Source organism: Dactylosporangium sp. NPDC049525, assembly GCF_040676755.1.
In the GTDB taxonomy this organism is placed as follows: Bacteria; Actinomycetota; Actinomycetes; order Mycobacteriales; family Micromonosporaceae; genus Dactylosporangium.
The window spans coordinates 57,665-75,108 of the sequence record NZ_JBFAPO010000005.1 but is presented as its reverse complement, the minus strand read 5'-3'; the positions used below and the strand labels follow the sequence as shown (position 1 = coordinate 75,108).

At 72.0% G+C, this 17,444-nt stretch carries 16 protein-coding genes; 6 read left to right on the top strand and 10 right to left on the bottom strand.

Translation table 11 applies throughout. From position 1 onward, the window contains the following. Window positions 1–57: 57 nt before the first annotated feature. The 3 genes from AB0K00_RS10720 to mca form a co-directional block, all read right to left on the bottom strand. On the bottom strand, window positions 58–2,490 hold the full coding sequence (locus AB0K00_RS10720) for a bifunctional diguanylate cyclase/phosphodiesterase (RefSeq protein ID WP_363518469.1): 2,433 nt from the start codon (window positions 2,488–2,490) through the stop codon (window positions 58–60). 186 nt (window positions 2,491–2,676) lie between these two features. Further along, window positions 2,677–2,916, bottom strand: coding sequence for a hypothetical protein (locus AB0K00_RS10715; protein ID WP_363518467.1), 240 nt, complete (start codon window positions 2,914–2,916; stop codon window positions 2,677–2,679). A gap of 4 nt (window positions 2,917–2,920) precedes the next feature. Continuing rightward, a complete protein-coding gene (gene mca / locus AB0K00_RS10710) occupies window positions 2,921–3,784 on the bottom strand; it encodes a mycothiol conjugate amidase Mca (RefSeq protein WP_363518465.1) in 864 nt (287 codons plus the stop codon). A gap of 102 nt (window positions 3,785–3,886) precedes the next feature. On the opposite strand from mca, the gene AB0K00_RS10705 reads away from it, so the two are divergent. Both AB0K00_RS10705 and greA read left to right on the top strand, forming a co-directional pair. Next, a complete protein-coding gene (locus AB0K00_RS10705) occupies window positions 3,887–4,303 on the top strand; it encodes a DUF4307 domain-containing protein (protein ID WP_363518464.1) in 417 nt (138 codons plus the stop codon). An 86-nt stretch (window positions 4,304–4,389) separates the two neighbouring features. Then, window positions 4,390–4,890, top strand: coding sequence for a transcription elongation factor GreA (gene greA, locus AB0K00_RS10700; RefSeq protein WP_363518462.1), 501 nt, complete (start codon window positions 4,390–4,392; stop codon window positions 4,888–4,890). 3 nt (window positions 4,891–4,893) lie between these two features. Here greA and AB0K00_RS10695 read toward each other — a convergent pair whose 3' ends face one another. From AB0K00_RS10695 to AB0K00_RS10675, 5 genes are read right to left on the bottom strand one after another with little or no spacing between them, the layout of a single operon-like run. Then, on the bottom strand, window positions 4,894–6,033 hold the full coding sequence (locus tag AB0K00_RS10695) for a M48 family metallopeptidase (RefSeq protein WP_363518460.1): 1,140 nt from the start codon (window positions 6,031–6,033) through the stop codon (window positions 4,894–4,896). 9 nt (window positions 6,034–6,042) lie between these two features. Next, window positions 6,043–7,269 carry a threonine ammonia-lyase gene (ilvA, locus tag AB0K00_RS10690; RefSeq protein WP_363518458.1) on the bottom strand — a complete coding sequence of 409 codons (1,227 nt, stop codon included), beginning with the start codon at window positions 7,267–7,269 and terminating at the stop codon, window positions 6,043–6,045. Continuing rightward, window positions 7,266–7,979, bottom strand: a complete 714-nt coding sequence (locus AB0K00_RS10685) for a hypothetical protein (protein WP_363518456.1) — start codon at window positions 7,977–7,979, stop codon at window positions 7,266–7,268. The genes ilvA and AB0K00_RS10685 overlap by 4 nt, the downstream gene beginning before the upstream one ends. Window positions 7,980–7,981: 2 nt before the next feature. Next, a complete protein-coding gene (locus AB0K00_RS10680) occupies window positions 7,982–9,367 on the bottom strand; it encodes an amidase family protein (protein ID WP_363518454.1) in 1,386 nt (461 codons plus the stop codon). A gap of 35 nt (window positions 9,368–9,402) precedes the next feature. Next, on the bottom strand, window positions 9,403–10,545 hold the full coding sequence (locus AB0K00_RS10675; RefSeq protein WP_363518452.1) for a cystathionine gamma-synthase: 1,143 nt from the start codon (window positions 10,543–10,545) through the stop codon (window positions 9,403–9,405). 33 nt (window positions 10,546–10,578) lie between these two features. On the opposite strand from AB0K00_RS10675, the gene AB0K00_RS10670 reads away from it, so the two are divergent. Next, entirely contained in the window at window positions 10,579–10,995 is a 417-nt protein-coding gene (locus AB0K00_RS10670) for an HIT family protein (RefSeq protein ID WP_363518450.1), read from the top strand. Window positions 10,996–11,131: 136 nt separating this feature from the next. After that, on the top strand, window positions 11,132–11,734 hold the full coding sequence (msrA, locus tag AB0K00_RS10665) for a peptide-methionine (S)-S-oxide reductase MsrA (protein ID WP_363518972.1): 603 nt from the start codon (window positions 11,132–11,134) through the stop codon (window positions 11,732–11,734). 481 nt (window positions 11,735–12,215) lie between these two features. On the opposite strand, the gene AB0K00_RS10660 is transcribed toward msrA, so the two are convergent. Beyond that, complete coding sequence (locus AB0K00_RS10660; RefSeq protein ID WP_363518448.1) at window positions 12,216–14,003, bottom strand: substrate-binding domain-containing protein; 1,788 nt, start codon at window positions 14,001–14,003, stop codon at window positions 12,216–12,218. 307 nt (window positions 14,004–14,310) lie between these two features. After that, window positions 14,311–14,634 carry a hypothetical protein gene (locus AB0K00_RS10655; RefSeq protein WP_363518446.1) on the bottom strand — a complete coding sequence of 108 codons (324 nt, stop codon included), beginning with the start codon at window positions 14,632–14,634 and terminating at the stop codon, window positions 14,311–14,313. A 152-nt stretch (window positions 14,635–14,786) separates the two neighbouring features. On the opposite strand from AB0K00_RS10655, the gene AB0K00_RS10650 reads away from it, so the two are divergent. Further along, window positions 14,787–16,460, top strand: coding sequence for an aminotransferase class V-fold PLP-dependent enzyme (locus AB0K00_RS10650; protein WP_363518444.1), 1,674 nt, complete (start codon window positions 14,787–14,789; stop codon window positions 16,458–16,460). Window positions 16,461–16,498: 38 nt separating this feature from the next. Beyond that, the gene (locus AB0K00_RS10645; RefSeq protein ID WP_363518442.1) at window positions 16,499–17,428 is read left to right on the top strand and encodes a trypsin-like peptidase domain-containing protein; all 930 of its coding nucleotides are present in this window, start codon (window positions 16,499–16,501) and stop codon (window positions 17,426–17,428) included. The last annotated feature ends 16 nt before the right edge of the window (window positions 17,429–17,444 follow it).

Sequence of the window (17,444 nt, the reverse complement as noted above, 5' to 3'; positions counted from 1 at the left end):
GAATGTTGCGGCGACCCTAGCATCGACACCACGGCGCCGGGGGGCGGCAACGGACGGCTAGCCGGCTCCCTCGGCGCGCAGGTGACGGCGCTGCACCTGGCGGCGTTCGCGCAGCACGGCGGCCAGCCGGTCGGCGGACATGGGCGGATGGAACAGGAATCCCTGCGCGGACGTGCAGCCCAGCGCGGCCAGGGCGGCGCGCTGGTCCGGGTTCTCCACGCCCTCGGCGACGATGCGCAGGTTGAGCCGGAGCGCGAGCTCGACGGTGGCCCGGACGATCGCCTCGGCCTTCGAGGAGTCGATCATCTGGGCGACGAACTCCCGGTCGATCTTCACCTCCTGCACGGGCAGCCGCGTGAGCACCGTGAACGACGAGAACCCGGTGCCGAAGTCGTCGACGGCGAGCTGGACGCCGAGGCGCCGGACCCGGGCGAGGACGTCGTCGATGACCGGCGACTTCGACAGCATCACCGTCTCGGTGATCTCCAGGACGAGCAGCTCGGCGGGCAGCCGGTGCCGGGTCAGCAGGTCGCTGATCGTCTCGGGCAGCTGCCGCTCCAGCAGGCTGCGGGCGGAGATGTTGACCGACACCGGCACGGCCAGCCCGGCGCGGCGCCAGCCGGACGCCAGGCCGATGGCCCGGTCCAGGACCCACCTGGTCAGCGGGCCCATCAGCTCACTGGCCTCCACGACCGGCAGGAACTGGTCGGGGGCGAGCCGGCCGCGGCGCGGATGCTTCCACCGGATGAGGGCCTCGACGCCGGTGATCTGCTGGGCGCCGGCGGCGAGGGACACGGCGGGCTGCAGCTCGACGGTGAGCTGCCCCTCGGCCTGCAGCGCCTCGCGCAGTTCGGCGAGCAGTGCGAGGCGGTCGGTGCTGGCGTCGTCGCGGCCGGCGTCGTACCAGGCGACCGGCTGGACGGCGCGCTTCGCCTGGTACATGGCGATGTCGGCGCGGCGCAGGAGCTCGGTGAGGTCGACCTCACCGGCCGCGGCGACGACCACGCCGATCGACGGTTCCTTCGACAGCAGCACCCCGTCGATCCGCATCGGCACGGCGATCTGCGCGCCCAGCTTGCGGGCCCGCTCCACCGCCGCGGCGAGGGCGAGGTCGGCGCCGCCGGTGTCGAGGTCGGTGATGAGCAGCGCGAACTCGTCGCCGCCGAGCCGGGCGAGCAGGTCGCCGGCGTTGCCGGCCTCGGCGACCCGGCCGGCGATGACGCGCAGCACCTCGTCGCCGGCGGCGTGGCCGAGGGCGTTGTTGACCTCTTTGAAGTCGTTGATGTCCAGCAGCAGCATCGCGACGGGGTCGTCGGGACCGCGGCGGCGCAGCATGGCGTTGCCCCGCGACAGCAGCGCCGCCCGGTTGAACAGGCCGGTGAGCGGGTCGTGGACCGCGTCGTACGTGGTGCGCTCGCTCATCGTGCGCAGCTCGTCCTGGGTGATCGCGTCGTGCAGCGCGGCGGCGAGGGCGTCGCCGAAGGCGTCGAGCATCCGCTGGTTGCGGGACCGCAGCCGGCCGAGGCCGGTCAGGTGGAGGTCACCGACGGCAACCGTGCCGACGGCCAGGGCATGCACGACCGCGGCGCCGGCCGGTGTCTCGCCGAAGACGGTGCCGTCGGCCAGGATCACCCGCGCGCCGGTGACGCCGAAGAGGCGCCGGGCGCCCTCGATGCCGGCGTCGGCGGTGCCGCGCACGTCGAGCCCGTTGAGGTCGCGGGTCGCCTCGGCGAACTCGTGCCAGGTGTGGCGCTCCTCGCGTTCGCCGAGGCGGCTGGCGTAGAGCTGCTGGAGCAGCCACAGCACGGGCGGCAGGAGCAGCAGCAGGAGGGCATCGGTGAAGCAGGTCCAGACGACGACCAGGCCGACCGCGATGTTGCCGACGACCATGAGGAGCTTGCCGCGCAGCAGCTCGACGGCGACGGTGGCGGGCCGGCCGCCGCGGGTGGTCGCGACGTGCGCGGCGACCAGGCCGATCGCGACGACGCAGTACACCAGCGCGCCGGCGCACAGGGCGACGATGCCCCGCGGGGACAGGGGGACGTCGTGGACCGGCTGGACGAGGACGGTGGTCGCGGCGGCGAGGGTGCCGGCGACGGTCAGCGCGGAGACGCTGTAGAGCAGGTCGCGGAGGGTGCGGACGCGGCCGGCCCGGGCGTCGACGCCGCGCAGGATGGCGTGCGACACGGCGACGCCGGCGAGGACGACCAGCGGGATCGTCGCGGCCGGCAGGTTGACGCACAGCACGACCATCGCCGCCTCGCCCCAGGCGAGGGTGGCATGCCCGGCACCGGCGCGCACCTTCAGGCGGGCGAGCTGCGCGAGGACCACGACGCCGAAGCCCGCCGCGACGGCGGCGAGCACACCGGCGGAGGTGGAAGCGGCATACGGCGTCGCCGGGAACCCGGCGGTCAGGAACGCGGCGAGGACCGCGCTGGCGGCAGCGGCGGACGCGACGGCGGCGGCGAGCCGCGCCGGAACGGGTCTCATCGATACGCCGAATCGATGGCCGACAATGACGCTAAGCGGTGGCCCGCCTGCGTAGCGTGAGCAGATATGCGGACAAACGGGGTGTCCACCATTTGCCCCCCTTCCCTGCCGCACAGGGAGACGCGTCCGGCGAAAGGAACGCGCACCCCGTGAAGGCTAAAGCACGGAAGAAAGGCACAACAGTGGTCAGCGCCGCGATTCTGGCTCCGACCGGTCGCCGAGGTCAGGCTCGTCGGCCGAGGTGGCGGGTTTGTCGGGATCCGGGAACTCCGCGGGAAGGCGGCGGATCCGGGCGCTCATGTTGCGGATCAACAACACCGTCGCGATCGCGAGCAGCACGATGATGAGCAGCCCCATCGGACCGGCCAAACCGCCCGAGCGGGTGTCCCCGAAGTTGTTCTCGGCGAGAATCTGCAGGGCGTGCATACCGCTACCTTACGCCCGCGAAAAGATCGTCTTCCGGGGTGCGGGTGTCCACGTGCGACTTCACCAGCTCATAGTCCTCGGTGGGCCACACCTTCTGCTGGATGTTGAGCGGGACCGCGAACCAGAAGCCGTCCGGGTCGACCTGGGTGGCGTGCGCCCGCAGCGCGTCGTCACGGGCCTCGAAGAACTCGCCGCACGGCACGCGGGTGGTGACCCGGTCGGCCTTGTCGGGCCGGTCCTCCCACTGCTTCATCCATTCCGTATACGGCGACTCGCCGGTGGCCTCGATCATCGCCTCGTGCAGGGCGAGCATGCGGACCCGGGACCAGCCCATGTTGTAGTAGAGCTTCAGCGGCTGCCACGGCTCGCCCTTGTCCGGATAGCGGGTCGCGTCGCCGGCCGCCTCGAACGCCACCATGCTCACCTTGTGGGTCATGACGTGGTCGGGGTGCGGATAGCCGCCCTCCTCGTCATACGTGGTGATCACGTGCGGGCGGAACGAGCGGATCAGCTCGACCAGCGGCGCCGCCGCCTCCTCGGGATCCATCAGCCCGAAGCAGCCCTCGGGCAACGGCGGCAGCGGGTCACCCTCCGGATATCCGGAGTCGACGAAGCCCAGCCACGCCTGGTCGACCCCGAGGATCTCGCGCGCCCGGTCCATCTCGGCGCGGCGGATGGTCGCGATGTTCTCCCAGACATCGGGCCGGTCCAGCTTCGGGTTGAGCACGCTGCCGCGCTCGCCGCCGGTGCACGTGACGACCAGCACCTCGACGCCCTCCGCGGCATAGCGCGCCGTCGCGGCCGCGCCCTTGCTCGACTCGTCGTCGGGATGCGCGTGCACCGCCATCAATCGCAGTTGCTCGCTCACGAGCTCTCCTCAAGGTGTCCGTCAACCCCGCTGCCGGGGCGCCCCGGGTTACGACCCTATTGTGGTCGGTACCTCCGACGAAACGACGAGGACCACCTTCCCGTGACCGAGACGCACGCCACAGCCAAGTACCCGCCGGGCCGCTACGGCCGCCGCCGGGAGCCCCGGCCGCGCCGCACCTGGCTGGTCGCCCTCGTCGCCGCCGTCGCAGCGGTCGCCGGGCTCCTCATCGCGGTCAAGCTGTTCCAGCAGTACGGGCCGCAGGAGTACGAGCCTCAGGTCCAGCGCTTCTACGCGATCAGCGACGACGGCATCACCGTCGACTTCGTGGTCCGCAAGGACGCCGACAAGGAGGCCACCTGCCGGGTCCGGGCCCGCTCGGCCAGCGGCGAGGAGGTCGGGCTGGCCGAGGTCGACGTCCCGAAAGGCCCCGAGGCGCTGGTCACCTACCGCCTGGCGACCAGCGACCGGCCGGTCACCGTGGAGGTCCCGGCGTGCGGCCCGCACCGAAGCCGCTGAGCACCCGGCATTTTCCATACCGGTGGTGATGCGGCTCACTGGTACGTTGGTGGTTTGACCGAGCGTGCCCGTTAAGGAGATCTTCAGTGTCGACGACCGACGGCGACCAGGGGACAACCTGGCTGTCGCAGGAAGCATATGACCGGCTGCAGGCCGAGCTGGACGAGCACATCGCCAACCGGCCGGCGATCGCCGCGGAGATCAACGCACGCCGCGAAGAGGGCGACCTGCGCGAGAACGGCGGCTACCACGCCGCCCGCGAGGAGCAGGGCAAGGCCGAGGGCCGCATCCTGTACCTGAAGGAGTTCCTGCGCAAGGCGGTCGTCGGCGAGGCGCCGACGAGCAACAAGGTCGCGCCCGGCACCGTCGTGACGATCCAGTTCGACGACGACGAGGACGACAGCGAGACGTTCCTGCTGGGTTCCCGGGAGATCGCGGCGACGACGGATCTCACCGTCTACAGCCCCGAGTCCGCGTTGGGCAAGGCGATCCTCGGCGCGAAAAAGGGTGACCAGGTGAAGTACACCGCCCCGAACGGCGCTCAGATCAAGGTGAAGATCATCAAGTTCGAGCCGTTCGGCGGCTGAGGCTCACAACGCCCTGAGGGTCCGCGCCGAGCTGGCACTGTACTTCGCCAGCTCGGCGTCGATCCGTTCGTTGCGCGCCGGGTCGAGCACCACCGCCGCCGACTCGCCGGCGGTCGCCTCGATCAGCCGCGCCCGCAGCCCCGACGGCGGGTGGCTGGCGAACAGCGTGGTCTCGCGGAGCGTCGCGGCCTCGCGCCGCACGGCCAGCTGCGGACGGACCTCCGCGAGCAGCTGCAGGGTGGTCTGCGGCCATTCGGCGACCGGCCGACCGGCCCTGGCGTCCCGCATGATCAGCATCGCCAGGCTGTCCATGACCACGAGCGTGTCGAACAGATCGACGGCCGCCGCGCGACCGGCCATCCGCGCCGCGACCAGGTCGGCCCGGTATTCCGCCCGCTGCCCTTCCCGCAGCACCAGCACGGCAAGCGCGGTCCTGGGCGCCCAGAGCAGGGCCCGCAGCAGCAGCTTGACCAGGTTCAGCAGCGGCCGGACGACCCACATGACGAGGAACCCCTCCGTCCAGCCGGCGGTCTCCCGGGCGGACTCGGGCTCCAGCAGGGCGTCGAGCTCGGCCAGGCTGGTCAGCGACGGCTGGGTCAGCAGGCGGCGGCGCGGGTCGCCGTTGACGAAGTGGCCGAGCTCGTGGCCCAGCAACGCCATCCGCGACTGCCGCGGCAGCGCGTTCCACAACGGCAGGCCCAGCACCAGGACCGGACGCCGGCGCAGGCCGACCATGCCGGCCGCCGCGTCGAACGCGTCGCCTTCCACGTAGATCCGCGGCACCGGCGCGCCGACCGCCGTGGCCGCCTCCCGGACCAGCGCGTGCAACTGCGGCGCCGCCGACGCGGTGACCTCGGTCGCGTACTTCGGCACCCGGCCGAACCGGGGGCGCAGCAGGACCGCGATACCGATCACCAGCAGGCCGGCAACGACGCCGGGGACCGAGATCGTGCACAGCCAGATCCCGGTGGCGAGCAGGGCCAGCATCAGGCCGTACAACAGGAGCGACGAGACCAACAGCACGCCGGCGCCGGCCGTCCCGGTGCGATGGGCGCCGCCGCTGAAAGCCTCGAAGGTGGCGAGGGTGTGGCGGCGGGCGGAGCGGTGCGCGATGCGGTCGAGCCAACCGAGGCCGAAGGTCACATTGATCTTCTACGCGCCGAACGTCACCGTGTATCCAGCCGAACGGAGCGCGTTGACGAGACGGTCGGAGTGTTCGGAGCCGCGTGTCTCCACCGACAGGTGGATCTCGACCTCGCCGAGCTGCAGCCGCGGGTCCTGCCGGCGGTGCGCGACGTCGACGACGTTGGCGCCGTGCTCGGCGATCTGCGCGAGGATCTTCGCCAGGTGCCCGGGGCGGTCGCCGCAGCGGACGGTGAAGGCCAGGTAGCGGCCGGCGGCGGCGAGGCCGTGCTCGATCACCCGCAGCATGAGCATCGGGTCGATGTTGCCGCCGGACAGCACCGCCGCGACCGGCGTCTCGACCTGGACGACACCGGCGAGCAGTGCCGCGACGCCGACGCTGCCGGCCGGCTCGACGACGGTCTTGCCGCGCTCGAGCAGCATCAGCAGCGCCCGGGAGATGTCCTCGTCGGTGACCGTGACGACCTCGTCGACGAGCTTGCTGACGTGCGCGAACGTCAGGTCGCCGGGGCGGCCGACCGCGATGCCGTCGGCGATCGTGCCCAGCGCGGCGAGCCGGACCGGGCGCCCGGCGCGCAGCGACTCCGGGAAGGCGGCGGCGCCGGCCGCCTGCACCCCGATGATCCGCACGTCGGGACGCAGCGCCTTGACCGCGACGGCCAGCCCGGAGATGAGGCCGCCGCCGCCCATGCCGGTGACGATGGTCCGCACGTCGGGCAGCTGCTCGATCAGCTCCAGGCCGAGGGTGCCCTGGCCGGCGATGATGTCGAGGTGGTCGAAGGGGTGGATCAGCACCGCCCCGGTCTGCTCCGCGAACTGGTGCGCGGCGACGAGGGCCTCGTCGACCGACGATCCGGCGAACTGGACCGTGGCGCCGTAGCCCTTCGTGGCGGCGATCTTGGGCAGTGGCGCGCCGACCGGCATGAAGACGGTGCTGGTGGTGCCGAGCAGGCCGGCGGCGAGGGCGACACCCTGCGCGTGGTTGCCGGCGCTGGCCGCGACCACGCCCCGGCGCCGTTCGTCGTCGCTGAGGCGGGAGATCCGCACGTAGGCGCCGCGGACCTTGAACGACCCGGCACGCTGCAGGTTTTCGCACTTGAGCCAGGCTGGGCCGCCGAGCTTCGCGGTGAGGGGCCGGTTGGGCTCGACCGGCGTCCGGCGGATCACGCCGGAGAGCAGGTCACGTGCCGCTTCGATGTCAGCGAGCGTCACGAGCCCAGACGCGAGTTCAGTCATTCCCTGATCGTGCCACCCACCGCGACCGGCAGCACCACCGTCCAGTCCTCATCGCCTGCGCGCAATGCCGGCAGGGTCGCCCGGGTCACGGCGGCGCCCCGGATGCGGGCGACGCGGCCGTACTGCGCGCTGGTCACCCTGGCGATCAGCACCAGCGCGAACACGGCCGCGACGACGCTCAGCGCCGCCCCCGGCAGGCGCAGCAGCAGCTGCCGGCCGAACAGGTGCGACACCAGCGCCCCGTCGACGGTCCCCCCGGCGGCGACCCGGTCGCGCACGTCGGCGATCTCGCGCAGGTTGTCCAGGCCGGCGAGCACGCCGAGCGCCACGGCGGCCAGCGCGGCCAGCAGGCTCAGCCACCACAGCCACGTGAGCACCCGCATGCTGCGACGCAGGGCCGGTGCGCGGCCGACGCTGCCGACCGCGACGTCCATGAGCGGCATTGCGGATGTGGTACGGATGCCGAACGCGACCAGGTTCGACCGTGCCCGGCGGGCCCAGCCGGTGAACACCGCCCACGCGATGAGCACCGTGGTGGCGAGCACGACCCACCCGGTGAGCCGCACGGCACCCACGTCACTGCCCGGGCGGTGCGCGGCCCAGATGTCCACCAGGGGCAGGAACGCCGTGCACAGGTGGGTGAGGGCCGCCGCGGCGACGGTCAGCATCGCCGCGGTCGCCCAGCTCGAGATCGCCCTGATCTGCCGCACCGCTACCGCCGGGCGGCCATGCGCGGCCAGCCGGGCGCGTGCCGGCGCCACGGCGCGGCCTGCTCGACCTGCCCGGCGAGCGCGAGCAGCAGCAGCTCGGTGCCGGGCGGCCCGACGAACTGGACCGCGACCGGCAGGCCGTCGGCGCGGACCCCGACCGGGACCACGATCGCGGGGAAGCCGGCGAAGTTCCACGGCGCGCTGTAGGGCGCGTATCGGGCGTTGACCAGCATGTTGGCCGACCAGGAGCGCTCCGACCAGCGCCCGGCACGCGGCGGCGCGGTGGCGAGGGCCGGGGTGACGAGCACGTCGAAGCCGCGGCCGAGGAACCAGTTGTGGCAGCGTTCCCGCCACTCGTCGCGGTCGGCGGCCTTGACCAGGCCGCGCCGGAGGGCCCGCTCGCCGAGCTGCGCGTGGCGGCGGGTGCGCGGCTGCAGCCGGGACACGTCGAGGTCGGCGGCGTCGACGTGGGCGCCGGCGAACCAGGTGGCGAGGACCTTCGCGGCGAGCACCGGCGGATAGGCCGGGTCGGCCCGCACCGCGTCGTGGCCGAGGCCGAGCAGCAGGCGGCCGGCGTCGCTGAGTCCCTTGCGTGCGCCCGCGTCGGGGAACACGCCGGCGGCCGGGCTGCGCGAGGACACCGCGATCCGCAGCCTGCCCGGGGTTTTCAGGGCTTCCGGGGTACGGCCGGCGAGCACCGAGAAGCCCAGCGACGCGTCGCCGACGGTGGTGGCGAGGATGCCGTTCTCGGCCAGGCCGTGCCAGTCGTTGGCGCCGATCCCGGCGGGGACCACGCCCCGGCCCGGCTTCAGCCCGACGAGCCCGCAGCAGGCGGCGGGGATCCGGATCGAGCCGAGCCCGTCGTTGCCGTGCGCGATCGGCACCAGCCCGGCGGCGACCGCGGCGGCGGAACCGCCCGACGAGCCGCCGGGGGTCCGGTCCGTGCGCCACGGGTTGCGGGTGATCCCGTCGGCGTCGTCGGTGAGCGCCCAGATGCCCAGCTCCGGCATCTTCGTCACGCCGACGACGATCGCGCCCGCGCCGCGCAGCCGCCGCACGACCTCGTGGTCGTGCTCGGCCACGGGCCCGCGGGCGGCCGCCGAGCCGTTCCAGGTCGGCAGGCCGGTGACCGCGATGTTCTCCTTGACCGCGATCGGCACCCCGGCCAGGGGCAGGTTGCGCAGCTCCGGCTGGTCGTCGACGATCTCCGCCTCGGCGATCGCCTCACCGGCGCGCACCTGCCGGAACGCGCCGACGACCCGGTCATACGCGCGGATCGAGTCGAGGTGGTCGGCGACGACCTCAGTGGCGGACGTGTCACCGCGGCGCACCGCGCGGGCGATCTCCCGCGCGGTGGTGCCGACCCAGGTGGTGGAGCGGTGCAGCATCTGAAACACCTTCCGGCCGATGGGCGTTCAGTGTCTCAACGAGCGAGGGCCTGCTCCAGATCGGCGAGAAGATCGTCGATCGTCTCGATACCGACGGACAACCGGACGAGGTCGCCGGGGACCTCCAGCGGCGAGCCGGCGGCGCTCGCGTGGGTCATCCGGCCCGGGTGCTCGATCAGCGACTCGACGCCGCCGAGGGACTCGCCGAGGACGAACAGCTTCGCCCGGTTGCAGATGTCCACGGCCGCCTCCTCGCCGCCGGCGGCCCGGAAGCTCACCATGCCGCCGAAGCGCTTCATCTGCTTCGCCGCGATCTCGTGCCCGTGGTGTTCGGGCAGGCCCGGGTACAGCACCTGGCGCACGGCCTTGTTCCTGGACAGGAACTCCACGACCTTCTCGGCGTTGTCGCAGTGCCGGTCCATGCGCACGCCGAGGGTCTTGATGCCGCGCATCGTCAGCCACGCGTCGAACGGGCCGCAGATCGCGCCCATCGCGTTCTGGTGGAACGCGAGCCGCCCCAGCAGCTCGTCGTCGATGCCGACCAGCGCGCCGCCGACGACGTCGGAGTGCCCGCCGATGTACTTCGTGGTCGAGTGCACCACCACGTCGGCGCCCAGGTGCAGCGGCTGCTGCAGGTAGGGCGAGGCGAACGTGTTGTCGACCACCAGCAGCGCGCCCCGGTCGTGGGCGACCTGCGCGAGCGCGGCGATGTCGGCGATGCCGAGCAGCGGGTTGGTCGGCGTCTCCAGCCACACGATCTTCGTGCGGTCCGTCATCGCGTCCCGGACCGCGTCGACGCTGTGGATCGACGCCGGCGTGAACTCCAGGCCCCAGCGCTGGGCGACCTTCGAGAACAGCCGGTAGGTGCCGCCGTAGGCGTCGTCGGGGATGACCACGTGGTCGCCCGGCTGGCACACCGTGCGCAGCAGCGTGTCCTCGGCGGCGAGCCCGGAGGCGAAGGCCAGGGCCTTGCGGCCGCCCTCGATCGCGGCGAGGCACTCCTGCAGCGCGTCGCGGGTCGGGTTGGTGGTCCTGCTGTACTCGTAGCCGCGGCGGGGGTGGCCCACCGCGTCCTGCGCGTACGTGCTGGTCTGGAAGATCGGCGGGACCACCGCGCCGGTGGCGGGGTCCGGCTCCTGGCCGGCGTGGATGGCGAGGGTCTCGAAGCCGTGCGTCATGGACCGACCATAGTGGGGGATATCGTGAGCCGGGTGGCGGGCTGTCTTTTCTGCACGATCGCGTCGGGTGAGGCGCCGGGGTTCGTGGTCGCGTCCACACCCTCGACGGTTGCCTTCCTGGACATCCGTCCGGTCTTCAAGGGTCACGTGCTGGTGGTGCCGCGCACCCACGTGGTGACGCTGACCGATCTGCCCGTCGACGACGTTGCCGGATATTTCTCCTTTGTCCGCCTCCTCGCCGGCGCGGTCGAGACCGGGCTGGGCGCCGGCGGGACCTTCGTGGCGATCAACAACAAGGTGTCGCAGAGCGTGCCGCACCTGCACACGCACGTCGTGCCCCGGACCAAGGGCGACGGCCTGCGCGGCTTCTTCTGGCCCCGCACGAAGTACGACTCCGACGACGAGGCGAAGGACTTCGCGACCCGGATCGCGGCCGTAATGTCTTCATAAGGCCGCCGGGCATTTTCCGAGGCAGACTTGAGCCCAAGCACCTCAAGTTGTATAGGAGCTGATCGTGTTCCCGTGGTCCCGCAAGCCGCTCGACCTGCCCACCGCCGAGACCGCCCTGGCCGGCCGCGACATCGAGATGCCGGTCGCCGCGACCCACACCGTCCTCGGCACCCCGCTGCGCGGACCCTGGCCGGCCGGCCTGGAGGTCGCGTATTTCGGGATGGGCTGTTTCTGGGGCGCGGAGCGCATCTTCTGGCGCATCCCCGGCGTCCACTCCACCGCCGTCGGCTACCAGGGCGGCTTCACCACCAACCCGACGTATGAGGAGACCTGCTCCGGCAGGACCGGCCACACCGAGGCCGTCCAGGTCGTCTACGACCCGCTGAAGGTCTCCTACGAGACCCTGCTCAAGGCGTTCTGGGAGAACCACGACCCGACCCAGGGCATGGCCCAGGGCAACGACGTCGGCACCCAGTACCGCTCGGCGATCTACACGACCACCCCGGCCCAGGCGACCACGGCCGCCGCGTCCAGGGAGGCGTTCGCCCCGGTCGTCCGCGCCGCCGGCAAGGGCGAGATCACCACCGAGATCGCCCCGGCGGGCCCGTTCTACTACGCCGAGGACTACCACCAGCAGTACCTGTCGGACGTCAAGAACCCGTACGGCTACTGCAACCACGGCCCCAACGGCATGACCTGCCCCATCGGCGTCGGCTCCATGCCCTCGACCGCCCAGTAGCCTCCGACAACGATCTGGCCTCGACCGCAGGGCTTCCTGCTGCCGGGGCCAGTTCATTGAGCGGGCCGTGCGGGATGCTCTTGGCGATCATCGACTACGGCGCGAGCGAGCTGACGTGGTCGAGCGCGACTCGGATGAGTTCCGACAGACGGCGCGCCCTCTCGGGTCCGGACATATGCCGAGTGCACCGTTTGGCCTGGCGCCAGGTTCTCCAACCGCTCCAGCAGGTCAGGGTGCGCACGCAAGTTCCACGCCCCGAGCGCCCATGGACCCTTTGCGGGGCTCGCGTTGGGACGCAGATGCTCAAGGAGGGCTGCGTTTTGCGGCAACTCAGGAAGGTCTGCGTGATCCGGCACGGCCGCGACGGTACCCGGCCTGCACAAACGCCGCTGTCGCATCCGAGCTGGCACGGTGGACCTCCAGGAGGCCGTCGACGCCTGGACCGCGTACGTGTCCCGCCCCACCGACTGAACACTCCGGGTCAGGCGCTGATGAGGGTCAGGGTCAGCATGCCGGTGTAGTGGCCCTTCGGGGAGGTGTCGGGCATCCACAGGCGCATTGTGGCGCCGACCTGCTGGACGCCGAGGCCCGTGCCCGGGGCGGCCCTGGCCAGGACGCCCGCCTCCGACAGGCCCGGGCTCGTCGCGTCCTGCAGGGCCGGGGGCACCGTCGCACCGGGGGCGACTGTGCCCTCCGCGTCACTGCCGGTCGTGACCAGGGTGGGCGACCAGCCGACGTTGCGGGCGGCCACCGTCGTGGCGCCGTTGACCATGTCGGTGGCCTGGCCGGTCACCGTCCAGCCGGGCTGCGGCGGGCGGGTGTCGAGGACCGCGACGCCGTCGAGGGCGCCCTCGAAGACCCACGCGTGGCGGTGGCCGGTCGGGTCGGTGGCCTGCGCCGGGTGCCCGCCCGGGGCCGCCGGGTCGACCTGGGTCAGCGACACCCGCGTGCCGAGTGCCACGCTGATGCCGACGCTGCCCGCGTAGGGCGCGGTGTCGTTCTGTGCCTCCACCGGCACCGTGCCGGGCGGCAGGGCCGGGCCGCCCTGCGGCATCGGGACGATCTCGCCGAGCAGGTCACGGGTGAGGTCGCCCGGGATGAAGGTCGGGTTGGCGCAGTTCGCCGGGTCCAGGGTGCTCACGTCGACCGCCGGGTCGGCGTCGTGCAGCTTTCTGAGCTGGTCGAACTGGGCCCGGACCAGGTTCAGCGGCAGCGGCGCGTAGCCCAGCGGGCTGATGCCGGCCTGCCCGGCGCACGCCGTGTAGGCGAAGAAGTCGACGAGCGTCTGCCGCTTGGCGGTGGTCATCCGCGCGTCGTCGGCGCCGGTGGGCAGGATCAGGTACGTGTACCCGGACAACGGGTACACCCGGGGGTCGTCGAAGGCGTAGACGGCGTCGAGGTTCGCAGTCAGGTCCGGGTTCAGGGTCGCCCGGGTCAGCGAGAGGCTGACGTTCAGCGGGTCCGGCGCGATGAAGTAGCCGGCCGCGTTGCCGACCTTCGCGACCGGGGAGCCGGCGGCGAGCGCGTAGGTGTACTCGTCGTAGCCGATGGCGCCGTTGCTGGAGCCGGCCCTGACCGTGTTCATCACGCCGTCGGAGCCGCTGACGGCGAGGGGCCGCGGGCGGGTACCGGTCCTCGGCGTGGTCGGGAAGTACTCGGTGTACACCGACGTGCCGCTGTACTCCTGCCACAGGCTCGGGAACTGCTTCGCGATGTACGCGGTGAGCTGGGCCGTCACGCCGGAGGCCTCCGCGTGCACGACGACGATGATGGGCAGCCACGGCAGCTGCCGCCCGTTGTCGGCGGTGATCAGCGGATCGTTCCAGTTCGTGATCTGACCGAGGAAGATCTTCGCCAGGGTCAGGCCCGACAGCCGCACGTCGCGCACCAGCTGGCCGCCCACCCGCAGCTGGTACGGGAAGGTGACCGCACCCGCGACCAGCGGCGCGTAAGCGTACGGCCGGCCCTGCGCGTCGTCACGCTGGCCCGTCATCGGGTCGACGCCGCGGAACGGCAGGTCGGAGACGCCGAAGTCGGTCACCTGTACGGCGAAGTCCTTGCGTCCGGAGGCCGAGCCGGTCGGCGTGTAGTCGGCCTGCAGGCCCCGCAGCTGCCCCTGGGCGACCCAGGCATTGATGGCGTTGGCCGCGTACGACGATCCAGTGCCGGCGATGCGCTGGTGCGGCACGGCTGCCCGGGCGGTGCCCGGGACGGCCGCCGCGATCAGTGCGGCCGCCAGGCATGACGCGATGATGCTCTTCCCCCGCATGAGGAACGATCCGATCGTGGCCGGGTGAACCGGGCGGAAACCGCCGGCGTCCGACGGACACGAGGTGGGAGATCAGGTCCCGGGGTTTTGGCAGGCGAGGGCACACCATCGCGATATGCGGGGGAACCACGAACGTGTGCCCTCGCCTGCCGTGTAGACCCGCCCGATCCCTGGGGAGGACGCCTGGCCGGAGGCGTTCGGAGTCGGCGGAGGCATGCCGACAACCGTGCCCGGGCGGGTCTTTGTGTCGCGGTGACCGGGGAGCGTGGCGGGCGCGCCGGGGTCACCGCTGAGATCAACGATCGTGCTAGAGAAAGGTTCCCCGGTTGCCGCCGGCGCGATGCCAGCCGCCCCTGGACCGCTGCGCGGCGCCGAGGTCGATCCGCCAGTCGGGCATCGTCCTCAGGCTGTAGAGGTCGTGCCGGGCGGTCCAGGCCTCGTTCCACGGCCGCCGGGAGGCGGCTTCGGCGTTCTCAGCGAGGCGGCGCGGCGCGCACGGCCACTCCCGCCCACACCAGATGCACTGGCCGTCACCGTCCGACTCGTTGTGCCGGCTCAGGATCTGGGTGGCGTCACGCCACAGCAGACGATCGACGACGTCTGTTGGCTCGGACTGGTCAATACTGACCAACTTCCCCTACCCCCAAACTCTGCATGGTCTGCTGAGAAGGCCCGCTGAGAACCTTCGGACGAAACGTTAAACAATTGGGGTGTACGCGTGGGCGGACAGCCTGTGCGATTCCGGTTTGACCACCCGAAAGTGGCGGCGCGGATAATGGCGCCATGGAGAGCCCCCTGCTGCAGCGGATCCGCGACGCCGTCATCGGTGACGACCAGGTGATGTGGGGGCCGTACGGCGCGCGTCGCGTGACATACGCCGACTACACGGCGTCAGGACGGGCGTTGGACTTCATCGAACGGTTCATCCGTGACGAGGTGCTGCCGCGGTACGCCAACACCCACACCGAGTCCTCCGGCACGGGGCTGCAGACGACCCGGCTGCGGGAGGACGCCCGCCAGATCGTCAACGACGCGGTCGGCGGCGACGCGGAGACGGTGGTCATCTTCACCGGGTCGGGCTCGACCGCGGCGATCGACAAGATGGTGCACATCCTGGGGCTGCGGGTGCCCGCCGAGCTCGACGACCGGTACGGCCTGTCGGCGCACATCCCGCCCGCCGACCGCCCGGTCGTGTTCATCGGGCCGTTCGAGCATCACTCCAACGAGTTGCCGTGGCGGGAGTCCATCGCGGATGTCGTCGTCATCCCGGAGGATCACAACGGTCACATCGACCTGTCGCGCCTGCGGGCGGAGCTCGCGCGGCACGCCGACCGGCCGCTGAAGATCGGGTCGTTCTCCGCGGCCTCCAACGTGACCGGGATCGTCAGCGACACGCACGCGATCTCGGCGCTGCTGCACGAGCACGGCGCGCTGTCGTTCTGGGACTTCGCCGCCGCCGCGCCGTATGTGGACGTGGCGATGTACGGGCCGGGGCCGGGCCAGCACAAGGACGCGGTCTTCATCTCGCCGCACAAGTTCGTCGGCGGGCCGGGGACGCCGGGGGTCCTGGTCGTGCGGCGCGAGGTGCTGCGCAACCGCGTCCCCACCGTGCCCGGCGGCGGCACCGTCGACTACGTCAACCCGACCGACCACCATTACATCGCCGACGCCGCGCACCGCGAGGAGGGCGGCACGCCGGCGATCGTCGAGTCGATCCGGGCCGGCCTGGTGTTCCAGCTCAAGCAGGCGGTCGGCACCGAGACGATCCGGAAGCTCGAGGAGTGGTTCCTGCGCGAGGCGATCACCTCGTGGAAGACGAACCCCAACATCGAGATCCTCGGCAACCTGGACGCGCCCCGCCTGTCCATCGTGTCGTTCGTAATCAAGAAGCCCGGCGGCCGGTACCTGCATCACAACTTCGTGGTGTCGCTGCTCAACGACCTGTTCGGGATCCAGTCGCGGGGCGGCTGCTCGTGCGCCGGGCCGTACGGGCACCGGCTGCTCGGCATCGACATCGAACGCTCGCAGCAGTTCGAGCGGGAGATCGTCGCCGGCTGCGAGGGGATCAAGCCCGGCTGGGTGCGGGTGAGCTTCAACTACTTCATCTCCGACGCGGTGCTGCGCTACATCGTCGACGCCGTGCACTTCGTGGCCACCCACGGCTGGTCGTTGCTGCCGCAGTACCGCTTCGACCCGTACACCGGGCTCTGGAAGCACCGCGACGGCCTGGTCGAACCGCCGCTGCGGCTGTCGGAGCTGCACTACGACGCCGACGGCGAGCTGCGGTGGCCGTCGCGCCACGAGCGGGCACCGGAGTCGGCCCTGGCGGAGTACCTGCGCGAGGCGGTCGCCATCGTCGAGGCGATCGAGCAGCACGAACAGCCCGACGGCGTGGTCTCCGTGAACTTCGAGGCCCTGCGTTGGTTCGACCTGCCGGCGATATCGCTGTCGGCATAATCGGGTATGAATGTCGCGGGGGCGGCGTTGGCAGCGACATGGACCCCGAAATTGACGCGCTCGACGCGTACAGCCGGGTCGTCACCAGCGTGGCGGCGACCCTGCTGCCCAGCGTCGCCAGCCTGACCGTGCGCGGCCCCCGCGGCGAGGGCGCCGGCTCGGCCGTCGTCTACACCCCGGACGGCTTCGTGCTCACCAGCGCCCACGTGGTGGCGGGCGCCGGCGGCGGTGTGGCCGAATTCACCAACGGCACCTCCAGCCGCTTCGACGTCGTCGGCGCCGACCCCCTGGCGGACCTGGCGGTGCTGCGCATCCACGAGACGGGGGTACCGCCGGCGACCCTCGGCAACGCCGACGACCTGCGCATCGGCCAGCTGGTCGTGGCCGTCGGCAACCCGCTCGGCCTGGCCGGCTCCGTCACCGCCGGCGTCGTCAGCGCCCTCGGCCGGTCACTGCCGGTCCGCGACGGCCGGCACGTGCGGCTGATCGACGACGTGGTACAGACCGACGCCGCGCTCAACCCCGGCAACTCCGGCGGCGCCCTCGCGGACTCGACCGGCAGGGTCGTCGGGATCAACACCGCGGTCGCCGGCATCGGGCTCGGGCTCGCCGTCCCGATCAACAGCACGACCCGGCTGATCATGTCGGAGCTCATGTCGACCGGGAAGGTCCGCCGCGCTTGGCTCGGTGTCGCCGGCACCCCGGTCACGCTCCCCCCGCCCGTCGCGGACCGGGTCGGGCAGCGCAAGGGCCTGCGGCTGGTCGAGGTCGTGCCGGGCAGCCCCGCCGGGCAGGCCGGCCTCTACGTCGGCGACGTGATGCTCACCGCGGGCGGCCGCCCGACGGTCGGCGTGCAGGACGTCCAGCGCCTCATGCTCGGCCCGGCCATCGGTCGGCGCCTGCCGATCACGGTGCTGCGCAAGGCGGCCCTGGTGGACGTCGTGGCCGTGCCGGAACCCCTGTCGTAAGGGGTCCCGGCACGGG

Excerpts from the sequence above, each read along its gene's own strand:
- AB0K00_RS10720 (WP_363518469.1), bottom strand. The coding sequence starts at position 2,490 with ATGAGACCCGTTCCGGCGCGGCTCGCCGCCGCCGTCGCGTCCGCCGCT.
- AB0K00_RS10715 (WP_363518467.1), bottom strand. The coding sequence starts at position 2,916 with ATGCACGCCCTGCAGATTCTCGCCGAGAACAACTTCGGGGACACCCGC.
- ilvA (WP_363518458.1), bottom strand. The coding sequence starts at position 7,269 with ATGACTGAACTCGCGTCTGGGCTCGTGACGCTCGCTGACATCGAAGCG.
- AB0K00_RS10680 (WP_363518454.1), bottom strand. The coding sequence starts at position 9,367 with ATGCTGCACCGCTCCACCACCTGGGTCGGCACCACCGCGCGGGAGATC.
- AB0K00_RS10675 (WP_363518452.1), bottom strand. The coding sequence starts at position 10,545 with ATGACGCACGGCTTCGAGACCCTCGCCATCCACGCCGGCCAGGAGCCG.
- msrA (WP_363518972.1), top strand. The coding sequence starts at position 11,132 with ATGCCGGTCGCCGCGACCCACACCGTCCTCGGCACCCCGCTGCGCGGA.
- AB0K00_RS10660 (WP_363518448.1), bottom strand. The coding sequence starts at position 14,003 with ATGCGGGGGAAGAGCATCATCGCGTCATGCCTGGCGGCCGCACTGATC.
- AB0K00_RS10650 (WP_363518444.1), top strand. The coding sequence starts at position 14,787 with ATGGAGAGCCCCCTGCTGCAGCGGATCCGCGACGCCGTCATCGGTGAC.
- AB0K00_RS10645 (WP_363518442.1), top strand. The coding sequence starts at position 16,499 with ATGGACCCCGAAATTGACGCGCTCGACGCGTACAGCCGGGTCGTCACC.